Genomic DNA, 22,289 nt, shown 5'->3' with positions numbered 1-22,289 from the left:
TGTACTATTTCTGCAGCAGCATGTCCCCGTCTTTGATCCAGCCTTTCTTGCGCATGAAGAAAGAAAAGAGTAGAGACAGAAGTGCCGGCAGCAAAAAGTGCATCAACACTATCTGCGGCCAGGCATCCAAACCCATTATTGCAACTGCATTGAATTGGCCTACCAACCCGCTGGTTCCCATACCGGCCCCTGCACTGTTGTTTTCCATTTTGAATACCATGGTGCTGACAGGTCCAAGAATGGCCGCTGTCAGGGTTGGGGGTATCCAGATCAAAGGATTGTTCCAGATGTTGGGAATCTGCAGCATGCTGGTTCCCAGTCCTTGGCTGATAAGCCCACCTAGTTTGTTCTCCTTGTAGGAACTGACTGCAAAACCGATCATTTGACAACTACAGCCGACTACAGCCGCTCCTGCAGCAAGCCCGTCGATCCCAAGGCTGATGCATATGGCAGCGCTGCTGATCGGAAGAGTGAGAACAATACCTACCACCGTTGAGACGAGAATGCCCATGGGCAGGGGGTAGAGCGTAGTCAAGGAGTTGATGAACGAACCAAGGGAAGTCATAAGGGCCGCAATCGGGGGTGCTATGAAGTGGCCGACCAAACCTCCTCCCAAAATCGTTGCTAGGGGGACTACCATGATGTCCACACTGGTTTTTCCTGCAACTTTCTTGGAAATCTCTGCGGCTGCCAATGCAGAGAGCATTGCCCCGAAGGGTTCGCCCAATGCCACCTTCACCAAGGCAGTCCCTTCCCCCATTACGAAGGTACCGGCTCCAACTGCGCCTACTACAGCACTGCAGAGCACACCCAAAACTGGGGCTTTTACCGCTAAAGCGACCCCCACTCCGATGGCGGGTCCGGTGAGGTACTGTGCGACCTGGCCTATCTGCTCCAAGAGCAGCCAACCACTGTAGTGTCCGATTTGCTTGATGATGAGACCGATGATCAAAGAGGCAAACAAGCCCTGAGCCATACCGCTCAGAACCCGGGTGATGTAACCACCCACCTGCTTGCCATGGAGAGAAGTGTTGCCTTCTGCCATAGAGAGCTCCCATAGAATTGGATTTGGTGGATGACTTGTCAAGTGCAGCAACCGTAGCGTTGCACCAGGCCTCCGAATGAGCCGACTATACCAAGTGAGGGAAATTTAGTAAAGGTCAGGCCGTATGCATAGAATTCCACCTTCTGCGGACCAGTACTTGACACAGCATCTTTCTTATATCATAGTACATCTATTGTTTTTATAGTGTATTAAAAAAAGGGGGCATATATGCGTATAGTTCTTTGGCTGGGGGTATTCACATTTCTTCTCATCGCATTGACGGTAATGGGAAAACGTTTCAAAACTCCGTTCTCAGTACGAGTATTCGTCTCATTGCTTCTTGGAACCCTGTTTGGACTCTCCCTTTTCTTTTTTGCTGAGTCCTCGGTTTCCCAGGAAGTCCGTCGGTGGACAGCATTGGTCGGTAATGGATATGTCGACCTCTTGCGCATGCTGATAATCCCCTTGGTCCCGACAAGCATTATTGCAGGCTTGCTCAGGCTGAGCGATACCGGTGAGCTGAAAAAACTTGGACTGAGAACAATCGGTCTCTTTCTCTTTACCGCCACCCTGGCCGGCATCATCGGCCTTGTGGTTGGAAGCCTATTCTCCGTAGGAAGCGGAATGGTTATAGGAGAGCTTGCGAAGCGGGATAGCAACACCATTACCAACCTCTTTGCCCAGTTCAGGGCTTTCATTCCTTCCAACCCTGTACGGTCGGCTGCTGAAATGCAGATGATTCCCCTTGTTGTATTTTCCGTATTGCTTGGAGTTGCCGCCATTGCAGTAAAAACAAAACAGCCGGATAAAATCAAGCCGATTGAAACGCTGCTGGAAGGGTTCTTGGCAATTGTAATGCAACTTACCTCGATGGTGCTGAGCCTTACTCCCTATGGAGTGCTTGGCCTTACCTCCTACTGGCTGTCGAGTACCGGCCTTGCGGCACTGGTTCAACTTGGACTTTTTGTCGTTGCCATGATCGTCGCCTGCTTGCTTCACATGGCCTTGGTGTATGGCGGCTTGGTAGCCTCTACGGCAAAGATCAATCCGCTTAGATTCTTTCGAGCCTCAAGCCCCGCCCTTCTTCTTGCCTTTTCCAGTCGCTCCAGTTTAGGGGCCCTGACCATGACCATCAGTACAATGACAAAACGACTCAAAGTAAGCGATCGGGTGGCAAATTTCGTAGGACCGTTGGGCGCTGTGATGAACATGGATGCGTGTGGAGGAATTTTTCCGGCCATGGTAGCAATCTTTGCTGCAAACGCTTTTGGCATCGACCTGACCGTTTCGCAGTATGTCCTGATCGTGGTGGTCTCGATATTCGCAAGCCTTGGCAGTGCCGCCGTCCCGATGGGAGCCACCGCGTTCACCATCATCACCCTCACTACCGTAGGGCTACCGGTAGAAGCCGTTGGATTGGTGGCCGGTGTCGACTTTTTGGTCGATATGTTCCGTACCATGACCAATGTCGCCGGTGATTTGACGACTTCAGTGGTTGTAGCGAACTCACTGGGAGAATTTGATAAGAAGGCTTTCGATGAGCAGGACTTGAAAACAGAAATGGCGTTTGCCTAAGGAAACGCCGTCGGAAGGGAGACTATAGGTCTCCTTTCCATACGTATTGTTCCATGTCGATGTTGCCGTTGTCCAGAAAGATAATTCCTTCCTGTTCCAGCATGGCCTTTTGCAGTTCTGCAAAGCCTGCATTGGGCAGCGAGCCATCAGCTTTGACCATACGATGCCAAGGCAGTTCTTCGGGACAACCACGCATGGCCCATCCTACGATCCGGGCTTTTCTGGGATCACCCAGCATGCTGGCTATCTGGCCGTAGGAAGCAACCTTTGCAAAGGGAATTCGTGAGACTAGGTCTCGAACCTGGGTAAAGAATGAGTTCATCAGGGCTACCTCGATTGTCGCAGATAGTTCATTGTACACCAAAGCCCTGCCTGCATTACAATTTTCCTACTCCCTACACCCTCAACAAACCCCTAAACCCACGTGATGCATAGTAGGAATCTGCCCCGTTGTGATAGATGAAGACCCTGTCATAGCGGCTGTCCCCAAAGAGAGCCCCACTAAGAAGCCTCATCGAGTCCGGGGTACGAATCCAGCTTGAGGACTTTACATCGAACACACCGAATTGTTGGAGATTGCGATACTGTTCCTCATCCAGAAGTTCAATTCCCATTTCTTGGGCAAGGCCGCCGGCACTACCAATCGGAGGGTTCTTTTTCCTATTCTCCAATGCACCTTGGTCATAGCAGAGACTTCTACGCCCGAGGGGGCTTTCAGTAGAACAATCGACAAACAGGTAGGCATCCGAGGCTTTATCATACCCGATTACATCGGGTTCTCCTGCGGTGTTCTCCATCTGTAAAAGAGACCAAAGTTTTTGAGGTTGCTGCTGCAACCGCTCTTGTAGGGGATTCCAGGAAAGTCCCTCGTGACGGTTCATATGCTTGAGAAACCGCTCCTTGAGAGCTGCAAGGAGTGCTGCCTGTTGCTCTATGGTCAACGTATGAATAGCTTGCTTCATATACCATCTCCTTATACCAGTATATCTGGTAACAAGCATAATTGTACCTATATCTTAGTATTTTACTCAAGATACTCACCAAAGCTTGTTTTTCCACATACTCCATGAACCAAGGGCAATCCGGTATTGACAATAATCCATGTACAACGGGTATAATCATATTGATACATATCTATTTGTGAGGTTCCTATGAAACAATCAGGAATTGGATTTTTTGAACGATATCTTACCCTTTGGGTACTACTTTGCATGGTTCTCGGAATCGTAATCGGAGTCTACCTCCCCCAGATTCCCCACTTCCTTGCAAAGTTTGAATATGCCAATGTTTCAATCCCGGTGGCTATTCTCATTTGGCTCATGATCTATCCCATGATGCTTAAGGTCGACTTTCACAGCATCAAGGAAGTCGGACAGAACCCCAAAGGCTTGGTGATAACCTGGGTGACCAACTGGCTTATCAAGCCCTTTACCATGTATCTCATCGCCCTGTTCTTCTTTTTTATAGTGTATAAGGCAATTCTGCCGCAAGAGACCGCACGACAATACCTTGCCGGGGCGGTACTGCTTGGGGCAGCTCCCTGTACGGCAATGGTCTTTGTATGGAGTCACCTGACCAAAGGCAATCCAGCCTACACCCTGGTACAGGTTGCCACCAATGATCTGATTATCCTGGCAGCCTTTGTCCCCATCGTCGGCCTGCTGTTGGGCATCAGCGGCATAACCATCCCGTGGATGACACTTTTTCTCTCAGTCATACTCTTTGTTGTCATCCCCCTGGGAGCCGGCTGGCTTTCCCGTGTCCTGATCACCAAGAAACGGGGCCTTCAGTACTTCGAGCAGACCTTCATTCCAAAGTTCAGCAATGTCACCATAACCGGGCTTCTGTTGACGCTGATCATCATATTCTCATTTCAAGGCAAAACTATTGTAGGAAATCCTCTGCACATCCTTCTGATCGCCGTCCCGCTCATCCTGCAGACTTTTCTGATTTTCTTCATCGCCTATCTCTGGGCAAAAGCTTGGAAACTTCCCCACGATGTTGCAGCCCCGGCTGGAATGATCGGCGCTTCAAACTTCTTTGAGTTGGCAGTAGCGGTGGCAATCTCGGTTTTTGGTTTGCAGTCGGGAGCTACGATTGCCACCGTAGTCGGCGTGTTGGTAGAGGTACCGGTCATGTTGACGTTGGTGCGCATTGCAAACAACACCAAGAAATGGTTTAAAACCCCTGCATTGCAGTAAGATTCATCATTTCCTGGATATATACCCACCACTGATAATCTTGGAGTCGTTCACGACAACAACGGCTCCAGGAAGCATGGTGTTGATAAGAGTCACAGCCTCTGCGATTCGTTTGCGTTTAAGATGCAACAGAAGGATGTCTCGGTTTCCATTACGTCCGGTTCCCTTAATTACCGTCACGGCAAAGTTGTCCTTTCGCAAGGAGTCTGCCAACGCAACGCTTTCGGGGTCTTCAGGAACGATGACTTGAACCGAGCTAAGGCCGAATGCCAGCTTGTCCTCAAACCACGACCCCATGTAATTGCCCACTGCGAATGCGAAAGCGAAAACCACCATCCGAAGAGGATCCTCTTGGAAGCCCTCCAACACCGTACCGGTAATCAACAACCACAGGATACTATCGAAAAAGGCAACCATCGTCCCTTTGACCCGTTCTCCTCTATTGATGAGAACCATACGGATGGTAGATACCGTTACTTCCAGAATTTTCCCAAAAAAGATTATGAAGTAAATCCAAATACCCAGATTATCCAAGAAATCCATACTCACTCCTTAGCGTTGTGCAAGTATAGACGAGTCTGATTGAATTTGAATCAAATTGGAAGAGGACAGGAGGGCCTCGTATACAGACATCACGAAATTTTCATGGTTGCATACACCAAGGCTAATGTTGGCTGGCAGAGTATCCTTTGACTAATCTCAGGCTGCGTAAGGTGATCCACTTGTTCTCCTCGCCCTTGCTTCCCATCGGAATCAGGAGGCGGTCGCTGGCATAGGTGTTTCCCAAAAGCCATCGACCCTTATCGTTCTGTTTTTCCAGCACAAGTTGGAAGGCATCTTCCATCCTTTCATCATGCATCCCTTCACGTACAAGGATGTCCAGAATCTCCAAAACATCAGTCTGGTACATCAAAGGAAAAGCAAAGTGAAGCCAGCCCGGCTTTGCTTTCTTCTTCAAATTATGACTGCTCTTGTAAATATGGTGAATCAACAGAAACTCGGCTAAACGTTCAATGGTTGCCTGTTGTTTCTCTGTTCTTAGTTCTCGGTTGACACAAGTCAGTGCCTTGAGTGTCTTCACCACCCCCATGAAGCATGTATGGGAGCCCCAACACATTTCAAACCTATCATAGGGGACGACTTGGCTCTCGATCAGCTCTCCATCATTGAGGACGAGAAACTCAACCAGATGGTTCAAAGCCTTCTGTAATCGCTCATCCTTTAGAAACCCGAAATGGATCAAAACCCAAACCAGGTTGCCTGTCAGACACGGGATGACCTCCGACTTCCTTCCCCCTCCTGTTTTTTGGGCAGTGTTCATGGAGAATCCGCCATCTTCCGGTTCCTGGGAGTTCACTAAGAGGTATTCGCACATTTCCCGAATCTGGTCATCAGCCTCTGCACCAAGTTCTGCGAGGGTGATCAGCGACCAGACAAGCCCTTTGTACTTATAGGTGTAAAACCGCGAGTATGTCTCCCTGTATGAAGGCTGAGCCATCACAGAGAGCATTTGCGGTACAAGGCCGGTTTTCGCAATTGCTGCTTTGGCTTCCTGTACGAGAGGGTCATCTTGCGGTTTATCCAAGAGGTCTGTCAGCGTGAAGTACCGCACTGAAGGATTGTTCTCTTCCAACAACCAGGTGAGAGTCTGCTCGGTTGCATAGGTGTGCCAATCGATCATAGACGGCCTCAGGAAGCAAGGCGGATGCTGATGAGGTGCTTGATATCCTCAAGTACATCGTCATCCACTGCTTCGATCATGAGCCAACGGCCCATGGACATCGGTTTAGCCTTGGCAAAAGTATTACTCACTGAAGAGCTAAACAACCCGGCTTCCATTTCAAATGCTACTTGTTCATCGTTTTTAGGACCCACGACCACCAACGCAATGAACGAGTCCTTTAGAGGATACAGCGTACAGAGTGATTTGCCGCCCTTGCGATACTTCACATTCCAGCCCGGTTGGGCGCTGCAACTGCTGTATTCGATGCTTGGCGTGACATGGTAGGTACCCTGCAAGTATTCGTTCAGGTGATCCCAACGCTTACGCTCAGAGCCGACAAACTCGCTCATCTGATTAAGACTTGGAGCCTGGTCCTCCGAAAACATCAAATGCCACATCCTGCACCTCCTCAATGTCTGTTTCATACATCTTGGTACAGTATCAAGAGGCGGTCAATGTTCCAGCTTTTGCTTTTCTTGTGTTTTCTCAGGATAGTATTCTAATACATGTCGTAATCGAGTTTAAGGACGATATTCTGAGGATAATCTCCGAAGTGCTCACCAAAAAGGCTTACCCCTCCGACAAAACGGGCATCTTCCTTGATTCCAATCTTTACGCTGATGAAGCAGTCTTCCTTGATTCCCAAGGCATCGATGGTCAAGTCGGCAATCCGCTCATTGTTGAGGAACGTCCCATGGGAGTTGACCCTCCAGCTGGTGAGCAGGCCATACTGGTTCAACGACTCAGGCCACCACGAGGGGTTGAACTTCCCTTTCCGACCGCCCAAGTCTCCGGGGCTCGTCCAGGTCCCTATTTCAATGTCATTGACCCAAACGGTAATATCACTCGGCCAGTCATTACGATAGAAAGGGGCCTCGGAACATGCCTCGAAGGAGAGGTCGAATTGCTTGGGAATTCCTCCGTTGACGATGGTATTAGGGAACCTATACTCTACAAATCCCTTATAGAACCAAAGTAGTTGGGCACCAGTTCGATCAGGATAGTAGAAACTGCAGGGCTGGTCAAAAATACCTATGGCACTCTTGTCACTGACCAAACCGCACGTCGGGTGGATTTCACAGTTGACAAAGTTTCCGATGGGCATACTCAACACCACCGAGTTCTCTTTGTTCTCATGCATCTGATCGAGCAGAAGCCTGAATACTACCCTATCACAAACACGGCTGCTTACCTTCATACTGCCCCGAATCCCAGGTTGGGACTCGGTAAAGAGAAGCCCGGCATTCTCAAGAATGCGGACATTCAGAGCCGCAGTTGAAGTTGGCAGCTCCAATTGTTCGGCAATTTCATTCACACTCAGACTTTTCTCATTGAGGAGTTCAAGGATGTTGATTCTCGCCTCATTGGCGATAGCCTTGGCAACGACCAGCAATTTCTGCTTATCGGAATAATCAAGATTAATCTCTTTCAACATCCTCTCGTACCTTCTCTTTCAATCGATACCCTATCCTAACACATCGCAAGGTTGCAAATACATACCCCACCTATCTATGAAATCGCAGAAGATTCCAACTAAGGGGAGCAACTTGCAAGGCCGAGGTATTTTTATCCGTAAAAGCAACAACGCTCGGTTTGACCTCATCCGGATTATCCTTGTCATTCACAGCATACAAATCCGCATGCTGTAATACTACCTGTTCAAATACGTGATAATCAGGTCCAAATCCTGTAAGATCCAAATTCAGAGCCAGGCTTTCACTCTGATGGCGGTTCACCACAAACAAATCAATCTCACCGGTTTCTGGATGGTGCACCATCAGGGTATCGGCATACGGGATGGTCCCATACTGTTTGTTCTCATAGGATGCAACTTCGACACGGCATTCCAAAATCTCTCCCCTGCCATACTTGGAAGCATAATTGAGCGGCCAGTAAATGGTCTGCTTCCATGCATCTCCACCGGTTTCCGTCATTATGGGGGCAATGGTGTTTACCAACTGAGCTATGCAGGCAATTTTGACACGGTCGCAGTGCCTGAGCAAGCTGTTCAGCAGGCATCCCACCACCAAGGCATCCTCGAAGGTGTATACATCCTCAAGCAAGGAGGGACCGACTATCCACGGAGTCTGCTGCTTGTCCTTGTCGTGGGAGTGGAACCAGACATTCCACTCATCAAAACAAAGATACATAGTCTTTTTCGACCGCTTTTTGGCCTTTACGTAGTCACACACATGAACAACCGTCTCAATAAACGCATCCATGCTTGCAGAGCAGGCCAGGAAGGTGGCTATATCTTTCTCGTCATTGCGGAAATACATATGCAGGGAAAGGTAATCGACAACCTCGTACGTATGATCGAGTACTGTTTCCTCCCACTTGGGAAAGGTGGGCATATTCGAATTGGAACTACCGCAGGCAACCAGTTCAAGGGAGGGATCGAACAACTTGATGGCCTTGCCTACTTCCGAAGCCAGGCGCCCATACTCTTCGGCAGTCTTGTGACCGACTTGCCAAGGGCCGTCCATCTCATTTCCCAAGCCCCAAAGCTTGATATCAAAAGGGTCTTCCGATCCATGGCTCTTTCTGAGATCACTCAGATAGGAACCACCGGGGTGATTGCAATACTCAACCAGTTCCTTGGCCTCAGCAAGACCGCGGGTGCCCAGGTTGAACACCATCATCGGCTCGGTTCCCACTTTCTTTGCCCAGTGCATGAATTCCTGTAAGCCGAATTGGTTCGGATCGAGGGCTTTCCAAGCAAGATCAAGCCGGGTTGGACGGTTTTCCTTGGGTCCTATCGAATCTTCCCAGTTAAAATTGGATACATAGTTTCCTCCAGGGAAACGTACTACCGGTACATCAAGCTGGCGAACAAGGTCCATGACATCAGTTCGAAAGCCTTCCTCGTCCGATGCAGGATGGTCCACCTCGTAGACACCCCCATAGACCGCTCGACCAAGTTGTTCAACGAACGAACCAAACAGCCTGGGATCGACCGTCCCACGGACAAATTGCTTATTGGCATGAATCGTACACTTCACGTTGCTGCTCCTCTCTGATTTGTATGCTTAGCCTTTGACTCCGCCTGACGTCAATCCGGCGATGAAATATCGTTGGAAGAAAATGAAGACCACAATAATCGGCAGCGTAGCTGCCAGCGATCCCATGATCAACAAATCGTAGTTGTTCCCATACGGGGTGAGCAGGGTGTTCAATCCTATGGGAAGGGTGAACTTGTTCCCACTTCTGAGGACGATCAACGGCCACAGAAAGTTGTTCCAGCTCTGCATGGACATGAAAATCGCCATTGCGGAGAAGGCTGGAGGCATGATTGGAACAATGATCCTAAAGAAAATGGAATACTCATTCAAACCATCCACACGGCCGGCATCGATCAAGTCATGGGGCAGGCCCTCGATGTATTGCTTGAAGAAGAAAATTGCAAACGGTGAAACAATCATTGGTAGAAATACACCAAGAAAGTGATCCATCAGCTTGACGGTGATCATCAGCTTGTACAACGGGAGAATCAAAATCTGCATGGGCACCAGCATGAGAAAAATTACCAGGGTAGTTACGAATTTTCTCCCTTTGAACCGATAGACCGAAAGTCCGTATGCCACGAAGGAACTAAAAAAGAGAGCTAGCATCGTTTGGATAAGCATGATAAAAAGGCTGTTGCCATACCAGGTGAAGTAGATACCGTCACGGATGTTGAACAGGCCCTTGAAGTTCTCCAGGTTCAAGTCGGTAGGGATGAGCGTCTGCAGGGTAATACCGTAGCGAAGCAAGTCGCGACCTGGGCGGAACGAAGCCAACGCCAACGAATAGAGGGGTACCAGGTATATGAGGCAGAGTGCTATCAAGAGCACATGCTTTGCGATGGTTTTTGCTTGTGTATGCGGCTTTCTATTCATTATCGCTTACCCTCCTCGGCAAAGAAGCTAAAGATTTTCAACAGCGATACGCTGAGGGTGAAAACGATGATCAGCAAGACGATACCGATTGCACTGGCCATGCCCATTTCTCCCTCTTGGAAGCCTTTATTGTAGAGATGTCCGACGATGGTCAAGCCAACATTGTTCGGAGACGGCTTGCCCGCCCAGAGGATGAAACTCTCCTCGAACATGGCAAACCCACCAAAAATACTGATGGTGGTAACAAAAATTGTGGTTCTCTTCAACAGAGGAATGGTAATACGCCAGAGCTTTTGTAGACCCGATGCACCATCGATGTCTGCTGCCTCATAGAGCTCTTCAGGTATGTTCTGCAATCCTGAGAGGAAGTAGATGATATTCACTCCCACCCAGCGCCAAAGGGCGAGAATGAGAAGCAGCAGCATAGCCTGCGTCGGACCGCCGAGCAGCCACTGCCTCGGTTCGGCTCCGAATACTGCAGCGATAGTATTCACAATACTTTTCGAGCTTGAAGCAAGGAGCAAGCGCATAATCGTTCCGGCGACTACGATGGAGACCAAACTGGGTACATAGAGGATGGACCGATACAGTGAATTGAGTTTCCGATTCCCTATGTTGAGAAGCACCGCCAGTAAAAGAGGAATCGGAATCAACAGTGCAATGGTATATACAGTATAACGAGCACTGTTTTGCAAAGCAACCTTGAATTCAGGGTTGTTGAGCTTTCCATAGTTGGTCCAGCCAATGAATTCAACCTGACCGGGATATACCTGCTGGAAGCTCATTACAAAGGTACTAAGAATCGGATACAAATAGAAAATGAGGAAGGACAGGATAAACGGCAGTATGAAAACATACGGAGCCACCCTCATTGAATTATAATTTGGTTTATGTAACATCATCCCCCCTCTTTCGACATGATACGCCGGAGGAAGCCCCGGCGTATCAAAATTTTTAGTTAGCGAGAAAGATCGGCAGCTTCTTTCAAAGCTTGTGCAGGAGTTCTGTTCTGCTGTTGCAGAGCCTGAATCATTACCGAAGATTTCACTCTATCGATGACTGCAGGAAGCTTCTCCTTGATGTTTACGCCCAGAATCTCGTCCTTGATTTCCAACAACATGCCGAAGATATCTTCATTGAGATAGAAATCAGTAAATTTGTTGGGTTGGTTCATGGTCGGATCATCCCATACGTCCCAGCGGGGAGGATCAAAGCCAAGGTCGGTCCAAATCAGGAGGTTGCCTTCCTTGGAGCCCTTTGCGAACATAAGGAAATCCTTGGCAAGCTTGAGATCACGAGCCTGCAACGTTACAGACGTGCCGGTTCCACCCATACCTGCAGACCGTGTTCCGGTGCTGAACTTCGGCATCGGCAGGATCAACATTTTCCCCTTTAGGTCAGGCATATAGTCGGTGAAACGATTCATGTACCACATCGGCATCCACAGAGAAGCAGCGCCGCTGTCATTCATGAAACCGTAATACTCCTCAGCGTGATGGAATCCGCCGGGTGCTGCAATCGCAATACCGCTGTTCAGCATATCCTTGAGCATCTGCAGAGTCTTGACGTTGGTATCGTTGTCAAGAATCACATTGCCATCCTTGTCCAGGAAATCAGAACCTTGCTGAGCGATCAGTGGCCAGAAAGACCATTGCTCGGTCACTTCCAACGTAGTCATGGGCTTGCCGGTCTTTTCCTTGACCTGCTTGCCGGCAACCATATAGTCGTCCCAAGTTTTGATTTTGTAAGGATCGACACCAGCGGCCTTGAGGATTTCCATATTGTAATAAATGACCATTGCACCAACATGGAACGGAAGTCCATAGTTTTTGCCATCCTTGCTGTAGATATCAAGCCGGGAAGTAACAAATTTCTCCCTTACCGGATCGATGACATCATTGAGCGGAGCCAACTGGATGTTGCCTTTCAGGAAGTTGGGATACTTGGCAATCTCGATATCAACGATATCAGGAGCACCGGTCCCTGCCTGAAGGGAAACGAGCAACTTGGTGTGCATGTCTTCATACGGAAGTACTTCTCCGACGAAGTTGATCTGACGATCGGGATTCTGCTCATTCCAAAGTTTCGCCATCTTTTCATAGAATGCAAGATGGAGATCCTGGAAGGTCCAGAAACTCACATCGGATACACCGGCGGCCGCAGGTTTTGCACTCTCTGCTGCTCCAGCACCGAATACCAGTCCAACCAAACTGACCAAAAGAATGGTTACCAGAATGATTCTCTTCATAATACTCTCCTTTTTTTGAACAAGTTATTTGTTCTTTTCTAGAATTCTAACCTCTTTACAACAAAATTCTTGTACCTTTTACCTGTAGTATAAATGGGTTCTTGCAGTTGTCAACTGTTTAATGGTAGAGAATTAGCAATTTTTTCCTCGTATAAAACCAAACATTCACAGAGAGAACAAGTGGCAAACAAGCCGCACAACCATCTATTTATTACAATTTTTTTGTTTTGTATACTCCCGATGAAAAATGGGCTGTTTCTGCTCCTTTGAACGGAAAACCGACTAGGAGTCTTCCAGTAACAACGCTACCCATGACACTCTTTCAATCGGCTTTCCATCGCTGATCCTGCTGATACCATTGAACCATGCCTCTGTACATTTCAGGAGAAATTCTGGATCGTGGATCGGAAAACCGGAGGCACTGCCGAGCAGACAATCGATGCCGCACATCGGGCATCTCAGGGTCTTATCCCGTGGAGGACGCTCCTCAATCCAATAGAGTTTTTTCTCTGTTTGTGGGTTGAAAGTGTGACCGCAGTAGAAGCACGTGCAGCTATCACTAGCAAGAATCCGCCTCTCGTTTGCGAAGGTTGCCCGGTGGGCCTCTTTGATAGTGGCATCACTATAGTTCATGTACTTACCTTCCAGCCCGCTTCCAACAAGGCATCCAGTGTCTCATAGGAACCTTCCAAGGCATCAGTCTTGTAATTGAACACACGATACCTAGAGGCAAGTGCATCGTTTAGGGTTATATAGCCGAACCTGCCATCCAGATGATCCAGATAGCAACCTTTGTTCGGCTCTATCAACGAAAAACTGAATGCAACGATATCGACGCGACTGATAATGTCCCTGGTTACCTCTTGTTGATCTTTTCTCCATGTTTTCATGGCAACTCCTTTTGGCACACCCTAAGCATACCCGTAGGGCTGTGTCAGCACGTGACACAGTCTCTCACCAAGAAGGAATTGTTTGTTAGCAACATAAAGGTACTGAGACGGCAAGGAAAAAACAAGCTTTCGTTCTTTCTTGTATGAAGAAAGCAATGAAGGCTGCCCTTTTCGGACAGCCTTCACGTTGGTTGTAGAGAATTGGGATGCCTGTGGCAGTGCGTATCAGCCGGAGACGAAACCGCCGTCGACCAGTTGCTTCCTCAGGTTCTCCTGCTGCTTGGCGGGGGACGGAAGGTTCGGCAAAAACGGGCTTCCCACCTGCATACCCACCAGGTTCGCCAGGTCCTTGGTCGCCACCGGGAAGCTGGAAGCGTCGGTCGCAAGCCTGACGGGGTTCAGCTGCCACTGCGCCTCAAGCGACCCCCTCAGGTCCCCAGCCACGTACTTGTCGTAGATGGAGCAGACAAGGGCGGGCAGGTAGTTGGCCGTCGAGCACACAGCACCCACGGCCCCCACGCACAGCCCCGAGTAGATCAGCGTGTCCTTGCCGCACATCACCTTGAAGCCCACGTCGGCGTTGCGCCGGATGAACTCCATGGTCTGCGTCAGGTCCCCGCTGGAGTCCTTCATGCCCACCAGGTTGGGGATGCTGTGCGCAAGCTCCTGTACCAGGTCCTGGCTCATCGCGTAGCCGCAGCGCCCCGGGTTGTTGTACAGCAGCACCGCAGTATCGCCCACCGAAGCGGCTATGCTCCTGATGTGCCCCTTCAGCTCCTGTTCGGTCGGCTTGATGAACATCGGCTGCAGGATCGAGATTCCCTTCGCCCCCAGCCTCACGCCCATTTGGGCGAGGCGGATGCACTTGCTGGTGCGGATGCTGCCCACGCCCATGTACACCGGCACCCGGCCCGCCGTCTGGTCCATGATGACCGACAGGGCCCTTTCCATCTCGTCCTCCTCCATCATGTAGAACTCCCCGTTGGAGCCGAAGGCCAGGACGCCGGAGCATCCGCCCTCTATGACGAAGTCGATGAGGTTGCGCAGCGCCTGCTCGTCCAGGCTCTCGTCTTCTGTGATGGGTGTCACGATCGGGGGGATGATCCCCTTGATGAAGGAGGTATCCATACTCACTCCCCGATCTTCGTGCCGGACAGCTTGGCGTAGTAGCGGGCAAGGGCGCTGTGGTCGTCGCCTCCGAACCCGTCGCTGTGCAGCGTCTCCATCATCTCGCGCGCAAGTGAGGTCAGCGGGAGCGGGGATCCCACCCCGTGGCCGGTGTCCAATGCATTGGCAAGGTCCTTGATGTGCAGGTCGATCTTGAAGCCCGGCTTGAAGTTCGAGTCCATCATCATCGGGGCCTTGGCGTTCATCACCGTGCTTCCGGCAAGCCCGCCCTTGATCGCATCGAACACAAGGTGCGGGTCCACCCCGGCCTTGCGCACCAGCGTGAAGGCCTCCGCCACCGCCGCTATGTTCAGCGCCACGATGATCTGGTTGGCCAGCTTGGTCGTGTTGCCCGCCCCGATCGGCCCGCAGTGCACCGCAGTCGCACCCATGACCAAGAGGATGCCCCTCACTTCCTCGAAGAGGCCCTTCTCCCCCCCGACCATGATCGCAAGGCTGCCGTCGATGGCCTTCGGCTCGCCGCCGCTTACCGGGGCGTCGAGCATGCGCACCTTCTTCTGTGCACAGGCCTTCTCGACCTCCTGGCTCGCAAGGGGGGCGATGGAGGACATGTCGATGAGGATCAGGCCCTCTCTTGCCCCCTCGAGCACCCCGCCCTCTCCCATGACCACGCTCTTTACGTGCGGGCTGTTGGGCAGCATCGTGATCAGAAGGGGGACCTGGGCCGCCACGTCGGCAGAACTCCTGCCCGCTGTCGCTCCGGCTGCTACCACGTCGGCCACGTTGGCCGCATTCACATCATAACAAACAATACTATGACCTGCCTTCAGCAGGTTCTTCGCCATGGGCTTGCCCATGATGCCAAGTCCGATGAATCCAATTTTCATAGGTATATCCTCCGTGTTTCGAATTATTCCTTGCTGCGTATTTTGGCCATCTCTGCTCTCCAAAGACGCAAATCAGCAATATCCAGTTTTCCATCTTGTGTTGCCTTGCATCCATTCAGAACAGGAAGCTCGGCTTGTTGCATTTGACGGCAGGCATCTGCTACCTGGTCGGCAACTTCGTTGGGGATCAGGACGGCACCATGCTTGTCGGCATGTATGAGATCTCCGGGACGTACGATCAAACCGCCGATTTGCACCGGAGTCCCGGTTGCTTCCATATGAATATAGGCATGGGAGACCAGCGTGCAGGAGGCGAGATACGTGAAACCAAGTGAATATGCTTCATCGAGGTCGCGCACCCCCCCGTTGGTTATCACACCCATACAGCCCAGGGCCTTATGGACGGTGGTCTGCACCTCGCCCCAGAAGGAGCCGATGGGCTCTTCATCGATGTCCTGAATCACTGAAATCGGTGTAGAGGGACAGTCAAGAAGCGACTGGTAGTACGCATACAAGGTCTCCTCGTTCTCCTTGGTCCCGGGATAGCGGGCGCTGACCTTGGCGGTGCAGGCATACCCGACGATCGGCTTTCTATCATAATAGAGTGCCTTGATGGAAGGTGAGGTATATCCCTCGGTTTTGCTTCTGAGTTTGAATTTCTCGATGGCGTTGCATACCGTCGGGGTATCAAACTGTCTGAGTTCTTCCAATTGTGCTTCTGTCAAATACTTCATAGAGCCTCCATGTGTGCTCGGCTTACGGGTGGTTTGTTCACCGGCCAGGAAGGAACCTTGCCGGTCAATACTTCATCAATTCCCTGGGCGGCAAACAGTGCCATGCGAATTTTTGCGTCACTGGTAAGTGCTGCATTGTGCGGTGTGAGCAACAACGATTCCAAACCAAGCAATGGATTGTAAGCCTTCGGTGGTTCATCGTCCATCACATCCAGTGCAGCTCCTGCTATCAGCCCACAGTTGAGCGCCTCAAGCAAGTCAGCCTCCACCAAGAGCTCGCCGCGGGCGAGATTCATGAAATAGGCTGAGGTTTTCATCAAGCCAAACTGCTTGATCGTAATGGTCTTGTTGTTCTGCTCACTTGCAGGATAGTGGGCTGAGACATAGTCGCCGATACGAAAAGCATCATCAAAGTGTTCCAGTTTTTGAACATAGTCAGGTTTGTCCAACTGATCCATCAATGGGTCGTAGGCGCAAACCTTCATACCCAAGCCATAGTAGGCCTTGTGGGCAACAAGCTTGCCGATCTTCCCATACCCCAGAAGGGCCAAGGTTTTGCCTTCCAAGTCCATGCCTGCCTTGCGGTTGCGAAAGCCATAATCGGCAGCATGGGCAGCCTTGTTGCTTTCCAGCAAATTTCTTCCCAAGGCAATAATGAAGCCGATAGTCATTTCTGCCACCGAGTTGGAATTCGAAGTGGCCCCATTGGTCACCCAAATACCCAGCTCTTGGGCATACGCAAGGTCTACCTTGTCCACACCGACACCATGGCGGGCCATGACCTTGACGTTTTTTGCTGCGTCAAGGACATCCCGGTCATAGGCTTCGTTGCGAAACAGTACGGCATCGACATCGGCAATGTCTGCAATAAGGGAAGCTTTGTCGGTTCCCCTACCCATGCGTATGGCATAGCCGCGTTCGCGCAGGTATGCCTTTCCTACCTCAGCGATATCCTCGGGGATAAGAACAGTCTTCATACACACTCCTGTTATGAATAGAGCTCCTGATGCTTCTGTACATTCGCACGGGCAAGAGCTCCCAAGGAGAGCGTATCACTCATGCAAGTCACAATGTGCGCTCCCTTGGCAAACTTTGCCTTGGCAGCTTCCCAGTCGGAACCGAGTGCCATCAGGTATTTATCTGAAGCAAGAACTTTACTCTCAACTTCTTCCAGGGCCGCCTTTGCCTCAGGCGCCTGGGCATTGCCCAGATACCCCAGGTTGGTTGCCAAGTCCACCGGGCCCACCATAATTCCCTCATACCCTTGCAGCTTGAGAATCTCATCCAGATTCTGCATGCCCTTAGGCGATTCAATCATGAGAAAAAGCATGACCAAATCGTTTGCTTTGGTGAAGTACGAAAGCGGGTTGTTGCCATAGTGAGCCGCCCTGGTGCTTCCGGCTACGCCCCTGATTCCATCCAAAGGATACCGCACTGCCGCTATGGCTGCCTTTGCTTCCTCGACGGTCTCAATATTGGGTACTATGATTCCATACGCACCTGCATCCAGAACACGCTTGATGGCAACAAAATCATTCCAAGGAACCCTGACAAAAGGAACAGCCGGGTATCCATTCATCGCCTGAAACTGCGTCACCAAGGTAGGTAGCTCAACCGGGGAGTGTTCCATATCGATGATAATGGCTTCCATGCCTGCATCAGCAAGCACTTCCGTGGTGATGTTGCTGGCAGCCTGAGCCCAGGCCGCCAACACATTTCCACCGTTTTGCAGTTTCTCTTTTACTGCATTATGGTTCTTGGCAATCATTTCTGTTTCACCTGCTCTTCGCTCTTCTTCTCCAAAACCTCTGCCCGCCTATTGGCACGAGGAAGAAGAATTGCAAATGCCACAGTGAGCAACAGGAAGAACAAACTGTCAAAGTGAGTAATGAAAATGAGAGGATTTCCACTGCTGATCGTCATGGTGGTGCGCAAATACTGTTCAGCCAAAGGCCCAAGAATAACCGCCAAAATGAACGGTACGTTCGGATAGCCCTGACGCTTGAAGAAGTACATGACAACGCCGATTACCAAAGCCAAGCCCATCTGGAATGCAGAATAGGTTGCAGCAAAGACACCCAGGATTGCAATGAGTGCAATACTGCTATAGAGAACCAAGCGGTTGATGCGAACAATCTTCAGATAGTAAGGACCGAAGAGGAACAGGCTGAGCGGCAGCAACACCGCTGCACTGATCAGAAGTGCCATATACATGGGAGCCATGACGTGCATCTGCTTGACCAACAGATCGGGTCCGGGTACGACACCGTAGACCATCAAGACACCAAGAATAATGGCTGTGGTTCCGTCGCCGGGAATACCCAGGGAGAGCATCGGCACCATGGCACCGCCGCACATTGCATTGTTTGCCGTCTCGGCAGCAACAAGACCGTCAACTGCACCGTGCTCGAAGCGCTCAGGATGCTTACTCACACGCTTTGCCTCAACATACGAGACGAAGGCAGCCATGGAAGCTCCTGCACCGGGAAGTACTCCAATCATATACCCAATCAACGAACTCTTGATGTAAGTTTTCCAACCCACTTCCTTCATTTCCTTGAAGGTGGGGAAGAACTCTTTACGCTTGAACTTCACACTGTTTGCAGCTGACGTCAATTTCTTGTATTCAGCATTGTTGACCATTGCTTGGTCGAACAACTCGCTTATTGCGAAAGCTCCAATAATGAGGGTGGTCAGATCAATACCTTCAATAAGATTTGGTATGCCAAACGTAAAACGAGACACCGACTTCAGCGGGTCCATGCCCACCGTTGCCAGCATAATGCCGAATGCCATGGTAAGAATGGCCTTCATACGTTTCTTCTCAACAATGACGATGACCACCAAAGCAAACAGAATCAGGGAGAACTTGCCGGGGGTCCTGATTTTCAGTGCAAGGCTTACTGCCAAGGGAGAGACGAAAATCAACAGCAAGGCACCGATTGATCCACCAATGGCAGAACCGATCGTGGCATGGCCGATGGCTTTAGCGCCAAGGCCCTTGCGCATCATCGGATAGCCTTCCAAACAGGTCATCAATGCAGAAGGAGCTCCTGGGATATTGATGGTAACAGCCGTTATGCTACCTGAATAAATGCCGGACATGTAGACACCCATGCACATAATCAGGGCATAGGTCATCGGCATGGTATAGGTCATCGGAAGCAGGAGAACTATGGCCAGCATTGAAGTCAGGCCGGGAAGCGCTCCGAAGATGATTCCGATGAAAAATCCTATAGAGAGATACATAAGGGACAAAGGTTGGAATACAACGGATGTACCCGCTAAAATTTGCAGTATTTGGTCCATGACTTACCTCCAGAGCTCAGGGAATCTGATGTCGAAACCGATGACATACATTACGTACACAACAACCCCGATCAAGAGAGCATAGATAATTTTCCGTACGATATCCTGGGGCTTGTCATCATAGATCAACATGAAGAAAAACACATATAAAGGAGCAAGGATGGTGAATCCAAGGATGTCAAACAGCAGAATAAACACCGCCATGATGAGAACGATCAAAGCAGGCTTGATACTCTTCTTTTTCTTTTCAACAACCACTGAGCCGTTTTCAGCAATTTCCTTCTTTACGGCTTTCAAACCATCAAGAAAAAGCTTTATCGCTGCCGGTGTTGCAATCAAGAAAATAAAGAAGGGAAACGATGACTCGCTAAGCAGGCCATCAACGATGGGAGGGGCCAACCGCAAAGCACTGATTACGTAGATGATAAGGGCAATCTGCATGAAAAAGGGAATGGTTACCTTTGCTTGCAGATACGGCTTAAGAGTTTTCATAGAATGTTCTTCTCCATTCACAAGTAAGGCTCAAGGCTCATCCTTGTGCAATGTTTTCAAGACCTACCGCATGGCTAGGCCATGCGGTAGTAGTAATTTCCAATAAGATCAGAAGCAAAATCGCTCTTACTTCAGAACACCTGCATCCTTGAGTGCCTGCAGTGCCTTGGTCTCACCGGAAATCTTGGCATCCAGGAAGGTCTTCAATTCTGCGCCCTTCTTGAAGTCAGGAGTAACACCGACAGTGGCGGACCAGTCAGCAAATTCCTTGCTGGTGGCGGCCTTCTCAAAGGCGGTCTCCAACTTGGCAATCACGTCGTCGGGGGTTCCAGCGGGAGCAGCAAGAGTCAGGAAAGAACCGGAGAGGAGACTGTCGGAGAGACCAAGCTCCTTGCTGGTGGGAACGGTGGGATAGCCGGCATTGCGGACAGAGCTGAACTCAATAACACCAAGAGCATCACCACTGTTGAGGATGGGAGCAAAGTCACCAAGGCTGGTGATTGCAGCATCGACCTCACCATTGAGGATTGCTTCTCTCTGGGGAGCGGAACCCTGGTAGGAAATCATGTTGAATTTCACACCATAGAGGTCCTGGATCTTCAGAGCGAGCAAGTTAACGCGGCTTCCGATGCCCTGGTCTGCAACACGGATTTTGCCCGGGTTGGCTTTTGCAGCAGCAATAAGAGCGTCGAAGGTCTTATAGGGTGAGTTCTTTCCAACCATCAAGGCATCGGGCTCCTGGGTGATCAGTGCGAAGAAGCGAACCTTTGACAGTTCATAGCCTTTGATAAGGCCGGTGAACGGAGCATTGATGATCGAACCATAGTTGAGGTTACCGATGGTATAGCCATCATTCTTTGCACCCATCAACAGGTTCGGACCGACTGCGTCGTCAGCACCGGGCTTATTCACGAAGTAGATTGCTGCACCAAGATCTTTTTCAGCAAGCTGAGAAACTTTACGAGCGATAGCATCAGTACCACCACCGGCACCCGAGCTGACAATGAATTCGATGTCTTTGCTGGGATATGCCTCAGGGGCACCCTGTGCAAACAAGGCGACAGACGCCACTACCAACAATGCAAGAAGAACAAGTACTCTTTTCCCACGCATAAAAAACCTCCAAGCAACTTTCGTTCTCCCCCACGGAAAGAGGAAAGCTACCAGCGTATTGCACCCTATCAGAAGGGTGGAATCTGCTAATCACTGATTATCAGATTCTAATATCAGTATACAACGCATATTCGACTTGTCAATAAAAATCTACAACTCAATTATACGGATTTCAGCACAGGCCATAATATTTACAGTGCAATTATAAAAACATGCAGAGCGATTATAATTTCTATAGTGTTTTTATATTTAATGTGTTTTTTATCGCTTATAGTAAAGATTCTACGTGTCAAATCAATAATTCTTCACCAAGAGGAGCTTCCTCCTATTGCTGTGTTGCTCAGCAATATCGCCGGCCTTCAGGGCATCCTGATCACGTAGTGCCTCATATAAAGCACGATGGTCCTTCCTCGATTGAGGAAATTCGGAAACAAAATCCTTATAGGAGAGCCTGCTCTGGCGGAGCATGGAATGAATGACCTGCATCAAGGAGAAAAAGAGTGGGTTTCTGGTGCTGCTTGCCAATTTCTCATGGAATAATTCATCGAGGCGCACCATTTCAGCATGCTCGGTAGCAGTCTCCATGGCATCGAGCAACCTCTTCAGTTCAGCAAGATCTTCAATCGTACGAATGACGGCAACCCGCTTGGCAATTCCCCGCTCCAAGGTGGTCTTGAGCTCATAGAGGTCAATCAAGGGAGGCTGCACATTCATGTACATTGCCTCAAACAACAAGGTAAAGGGACCGATGATGCCGGAAAGGGTGACATCAGCCAAATAGCACCCGGAACGGGGAACTATCTTAAGCACACCCATTGCGGCTGCACGCAGACACCCCGATCGTACCTGACTCTGAGAAACACCAAGCTCGGTGGCGAAGGTACGGATGGAAGGAAGCTTATCACCCGGTTTCATCCCTTTCTCACGGATGTACCGAACCAGAGTGAGCACCATCCTATCCTCTTCATCCCTACACAGGCTGTCTAACACTTGGTCCATACCATTCCCCTTTCTCGCTGATAATCACTGATTATTAGATTCCCTCTCTTTTGGTCTGCTGTCAAGG

The 22,289-nt window shown here is 50.0% G+C and carries 24 protein-coding genes; 2 read left to right on the top strand and 22 right to left on the bottom strand.

What is annotated here, in order from left to right:
- Positions 1-4: 4 nt before the first annotated feature.
- A complete protein-coding gene (locus SPIBUDDY_RS03720) occupies positions 5-1,045 on the bottom strand; it encodes a PTS sugar transporter subunit IIC (RefSeq protein ID WP_013606422.1) in 1,041 nt (346 codons plus the stop codon).
- A 228-nt stretch (positions 1,046-1,273) separates the two neighbouring features.
- Between SPIBUDDY_RS03720 and SPIBUDDY_RS03715 the strand changes: the two genes are divergently transcribed.
- Positions 1,274-2,620 carry a dicarboxylate/amino acid:cation symporter gene (locus SPIBUDDY_RS03715; RefSeq protein ID WP_013606421.1) on the top strand — a complete coding sequence of 449 codons (1,347 nt, stop codon included), beginning with the start codon at positions 1,274-1,276 and terminating at the stop codon, positions 2,618-2,620.
- 22 nt (positions 2,621-2,642) lie between these two features.
- Here the strand turns inward: SPIBUDDY_RS03715 and SPIBUDDY_RS03710 are convergent, their stop codons facing one another.
- Entirely contained in the window at positions 2,643-2,981 is a 339-nt protein-coding gene (locus SPIBUDDY_RS03710; protein WP_215904726.1) for an MGMT family protein, read from the bottom strand.
- Positions 2,982-3,015: 34 nt separating this feature from the next.
- Positions 3,016-3,582, bottom strand: coding sequence for a DUF4256 domain-containing protein (locus SPIBUDDY_RS03705; RefSeq protein WP_013606419.1), 567 nt, complete (start codon positions 3,580-3,582; stop codon positions 3,016-3,018).
- A gap of 189 nt (positions 3,583-3,771) precedes the next feature.
- On the opposite strand from SPIBUDDY_RS03705, the gene arsB reads away from it, so the two are divergent.
- Positions 3,772-4,821, top strand: coding sequence for an ACR3 family arsenite efflux transporter (gene arsB / locus SPIBUDDY_RS03700; RefSeq protein WP_013606418.1), 1,050 nt, complete (start codon positions 3,772-3,774; stop codon positions 4,819-4,821).
- 6 nt (positions 4,822-4,827) lie between these two features.
- Here arsB and SPIBUDDY_RS03695 read toward each other — a convergent pair whose 3' ends face one another.
- The 19 genes from SPIBUDDY_RS03695 to SPIBUDDY_RS03605 form a co-directional block, all read right to left on the bottom strand.
- A complete protein-coding gene (locus SPIBUDDY_RS03695) occupies positions 4,828-5,364 on the bottom strand; it encodes a DUF2179 domain-containing protein (protein WP_013606417.1) in 537 nt (178 codons plus the stop codon).
- Between the two features lie 121 nt (positions 5,365-5,485).
- A complete protein-coding gene (locus SPIBUDDY_RS03690; RefSeq protein ID WP_013606416.1) occupies positions 5,486-6,502 on the bottom strand; it encodes a nitrogenase subunit NifH (ATPase)-like protein in 1,017 nt (338 codons plus the stop codon).
- An 8-nt stretch (positions 6,503-6,510) separates the two neighbouring features.
- A complete protein-coding gene (locus SPIBUDDY_RS03685; protein WP_013606415.1) occupies positions 6,511-6,942 on the bottom strand; it encodes a DUF3788 domain-containing protein in 432 nt (143 codons plus the stop codon).
- Between the two features lie 101 nt (positions 6,943-7,043).
- A complete protein-coding gene (locus SPIBUDDY_RS03680; protein WP_013606414.1) occupies positions 7,044-7,979 on the bottom strand; it encodes an ArsR/SmtB family transcription factor in 936 nt (311 codons plus the stop codon).
- 70 nt (positions 7,980-8,049) lie between these two features.
- Positions 8,050-9,546, bottom strand: coding sequence for an arabinosylfuranosidase ArfA (gene arfA, locus SPIBUDDY_RS03675; protein WP_013606413.1), 1,497 nt, complete (start codon positions 9,544-9,546; stop codon positions 8,050-8,052).
- 27 nt (positions 9,547-9,573) lie between these two features.
- Positions 9,574-10,422 (bottom strand): carbohydrate ABC transporter permease, encoded by an 849-nt coding sequence (locus SPIBUDDY_RS03670; protein ID WP_013606412.1) that lies wholly within the window; start codon positions 10,420-10,422, stop codon positions 9,574-9,576.
- The gene (locus SPIBUDDY_RS03665) at positions 10,422-11,294 is read right to left on the bottom strand and encodes a carbohydrate ABC transporter permease (RefSeq protein WP_245523832.1); all 873 of its coding nucleotides are present in this window, start codon (positions 11,292-11,294) and stop codon (positions 10,422-10,424) included. Before SPIBUDDY_RS03665 ends, SPIBUDDY_RS03670 begins: the two co-directional genes overlap by 1 nt.
- Positions 11,295-11,380: 86 nt before the next feature.
- Complete coding sequence (locus SPIBUDDY_RS03660; RefSeq protein ID WP_013606410.1) at positions 11,381-12,670, bottom strand: ABC transporter substrate-binding protein; 1,290 nt, start codon at positions 12,668-12,670, stop codon at positions 11,381-11,383.
- A 282-nt stretch (positions 12,671-12,952) separates the two neighbouring features.
- Positions 12,953-13,303 (bottom strand): hypothetical protein, encoded by a 351-nt coding sequence (locus SPIBUDDY_RS03655; protein ID WP_013606409.1) that lies wholly within the window; start codon positions 13,301-13,303, stop codon positions 12,953-12,955.
- On the bottom strand, positions 13,300-13,560 hold the full coding sequence (locus SPIBUDDY_RS03650) for a hypothetical protein (protein WP_013606408.1): 261 nt from the start codon (positions 13,558-13,560) through the stop codon (positions 13,300-13,302). Before SPIBUDDY_RS03650 ends, SPIBUDDY_RS03655 begins: the two co-directional genes overlap by 4 nt.
- Before the next feature lie 225 nt (positions 13,561-13,785).
- Positions 13,786-14,688 carry a dihydrodipicolinate synthase family protein gene (locus tag SPIBUDDY_RS03645; RefSeq protein WP_013606407.1) on the bottom strand — a complete coding sequence of 301 codons (903 nt, stop codon included), beginning with the start codon at positions 14,686-14,688 and terminating at the stop codon, positions 13,786-13,788.
- Between the two features lie 2 nt (positions 14,689-14,690).
- Positions 14,691-15,575, bottom strand: coding sequence for a 2-hydroxy-3-oxopropionate reductase (gene garR / locus SPIBUDDY_RS03640; RefSeq protein WP_013606406.1), 885 nt, complete (start codon positions 15,573-15,575; stop codon positions 14,691-14,693).
- A 23-nt stretch (positions 15,576-15,598) separates the two neighbouring features.
- The gene (locus tag SPIBUDDY_RS03635) at positions 15,599-16,309 is read right to left on the bottom strand and encodes an RraA family protein (RefSeq protein ID WP_013606405.1); all 711 of its coding nucleotides are present in this window, start codon (positions 16,307-16,309) and stop codon (positions 15,599-15,601) included.
- Positions 16,306-17,286, bottom strand: a complete 981-nt coding sequence (locus SPIBUDDY_RS03630) for an NAD(P)-dependent oxidoreductase (protein WP_013606404.1) — start codon at positions 17,284-17,286, stop codon at positions 16,306-16,308. The genes SPIBUDDY_RS03635 and SPIBUDDY_RS03630 overlap by 4 nt, the downstream gene beginning before the upstream one ends.
- An 11-nt stretch (positions 17,287-17,297) precedes the next feature.
- Complete coding sequence (locus SPIBUDDY_RS03625) at positions 17,298-18,077, bottom strand: HpcH/HpaI aldolase family protein (protein WP_013606403.1); 780 nt, start codon at positions 18,075-18,077, stop codon at positions 17,298-17,300.
- Positions 18,074-19,618, bottom strand: a complete 1,545-nt coding sequence (locus tag SPIBUDDY_RS03620; protein ID WP_013606402.1) for a tripartite tricarboxylate transporter permease — start codon at positions 19,616-19,618, stop codon at positions 18,074-18,076. Before SPIBUDDY_RS03620 ends, SPIBUDDY_RS03625 begins: the two co-directional genes overlap by 4 nt.
- A 3-nt stretch (positions 19,619-19,621) precedes the next feature.
- Positions 19,622-20,110, bottom strand: a complete 489-nt coding sequence (locus SPIBUDDY_RS03615) for a tripartite tricarboxylate transporter TctB family protein (protein ID WP_013606401.1) — start codon at positions 20,108-20,110, stop codon at positions 19,622-19,624.
- A gap of 126 nt (positions 20,111-20,236) precedes the next feature.
- Complete coding sequence (locus SPIBUDDY_RS03610; RefSeq protein WP_013606400.1) at positions 20,237-21,223, bottom strand: tripartite tricarboxylate transporter substrate binding protein; 987 nt, start codon at positions 21,221-21,223, stop codon at positions 20,237-20,239.
- A gap of 294 nt (positions 21,224-21,517) precedes the next feature.
- The gene (locus tag SPIBUDDY_RS03605) at positions 21,518-22,222 is read right to left on the bottom strand and encodes a FadR/GntR family transcriptional regulator (RefSeq protein ID WP_081454608.1); all 705 of its coding nucleotides are present in this window, start codon (positions 22,220-22,222) and stop codon (positions 21,518-21,520) included.
- Positions 22,223-22,289 lie beyond the last annotated feature (67 nt).

This window comes from Sphaerochaeta globosa str. Buddy (assembly GCF_000190435.1).
GTDB classification, from domain to species: Bacteria; Spirochaetota; Spirochaetia; order Sphaerochaetales; family Sphaerochaetaceae; genus Sphaerochaeta; species Sphaerochaeta globosa.
This window is presented reverse-complemented; position numbering and strand designations above follow the sequence as displayed.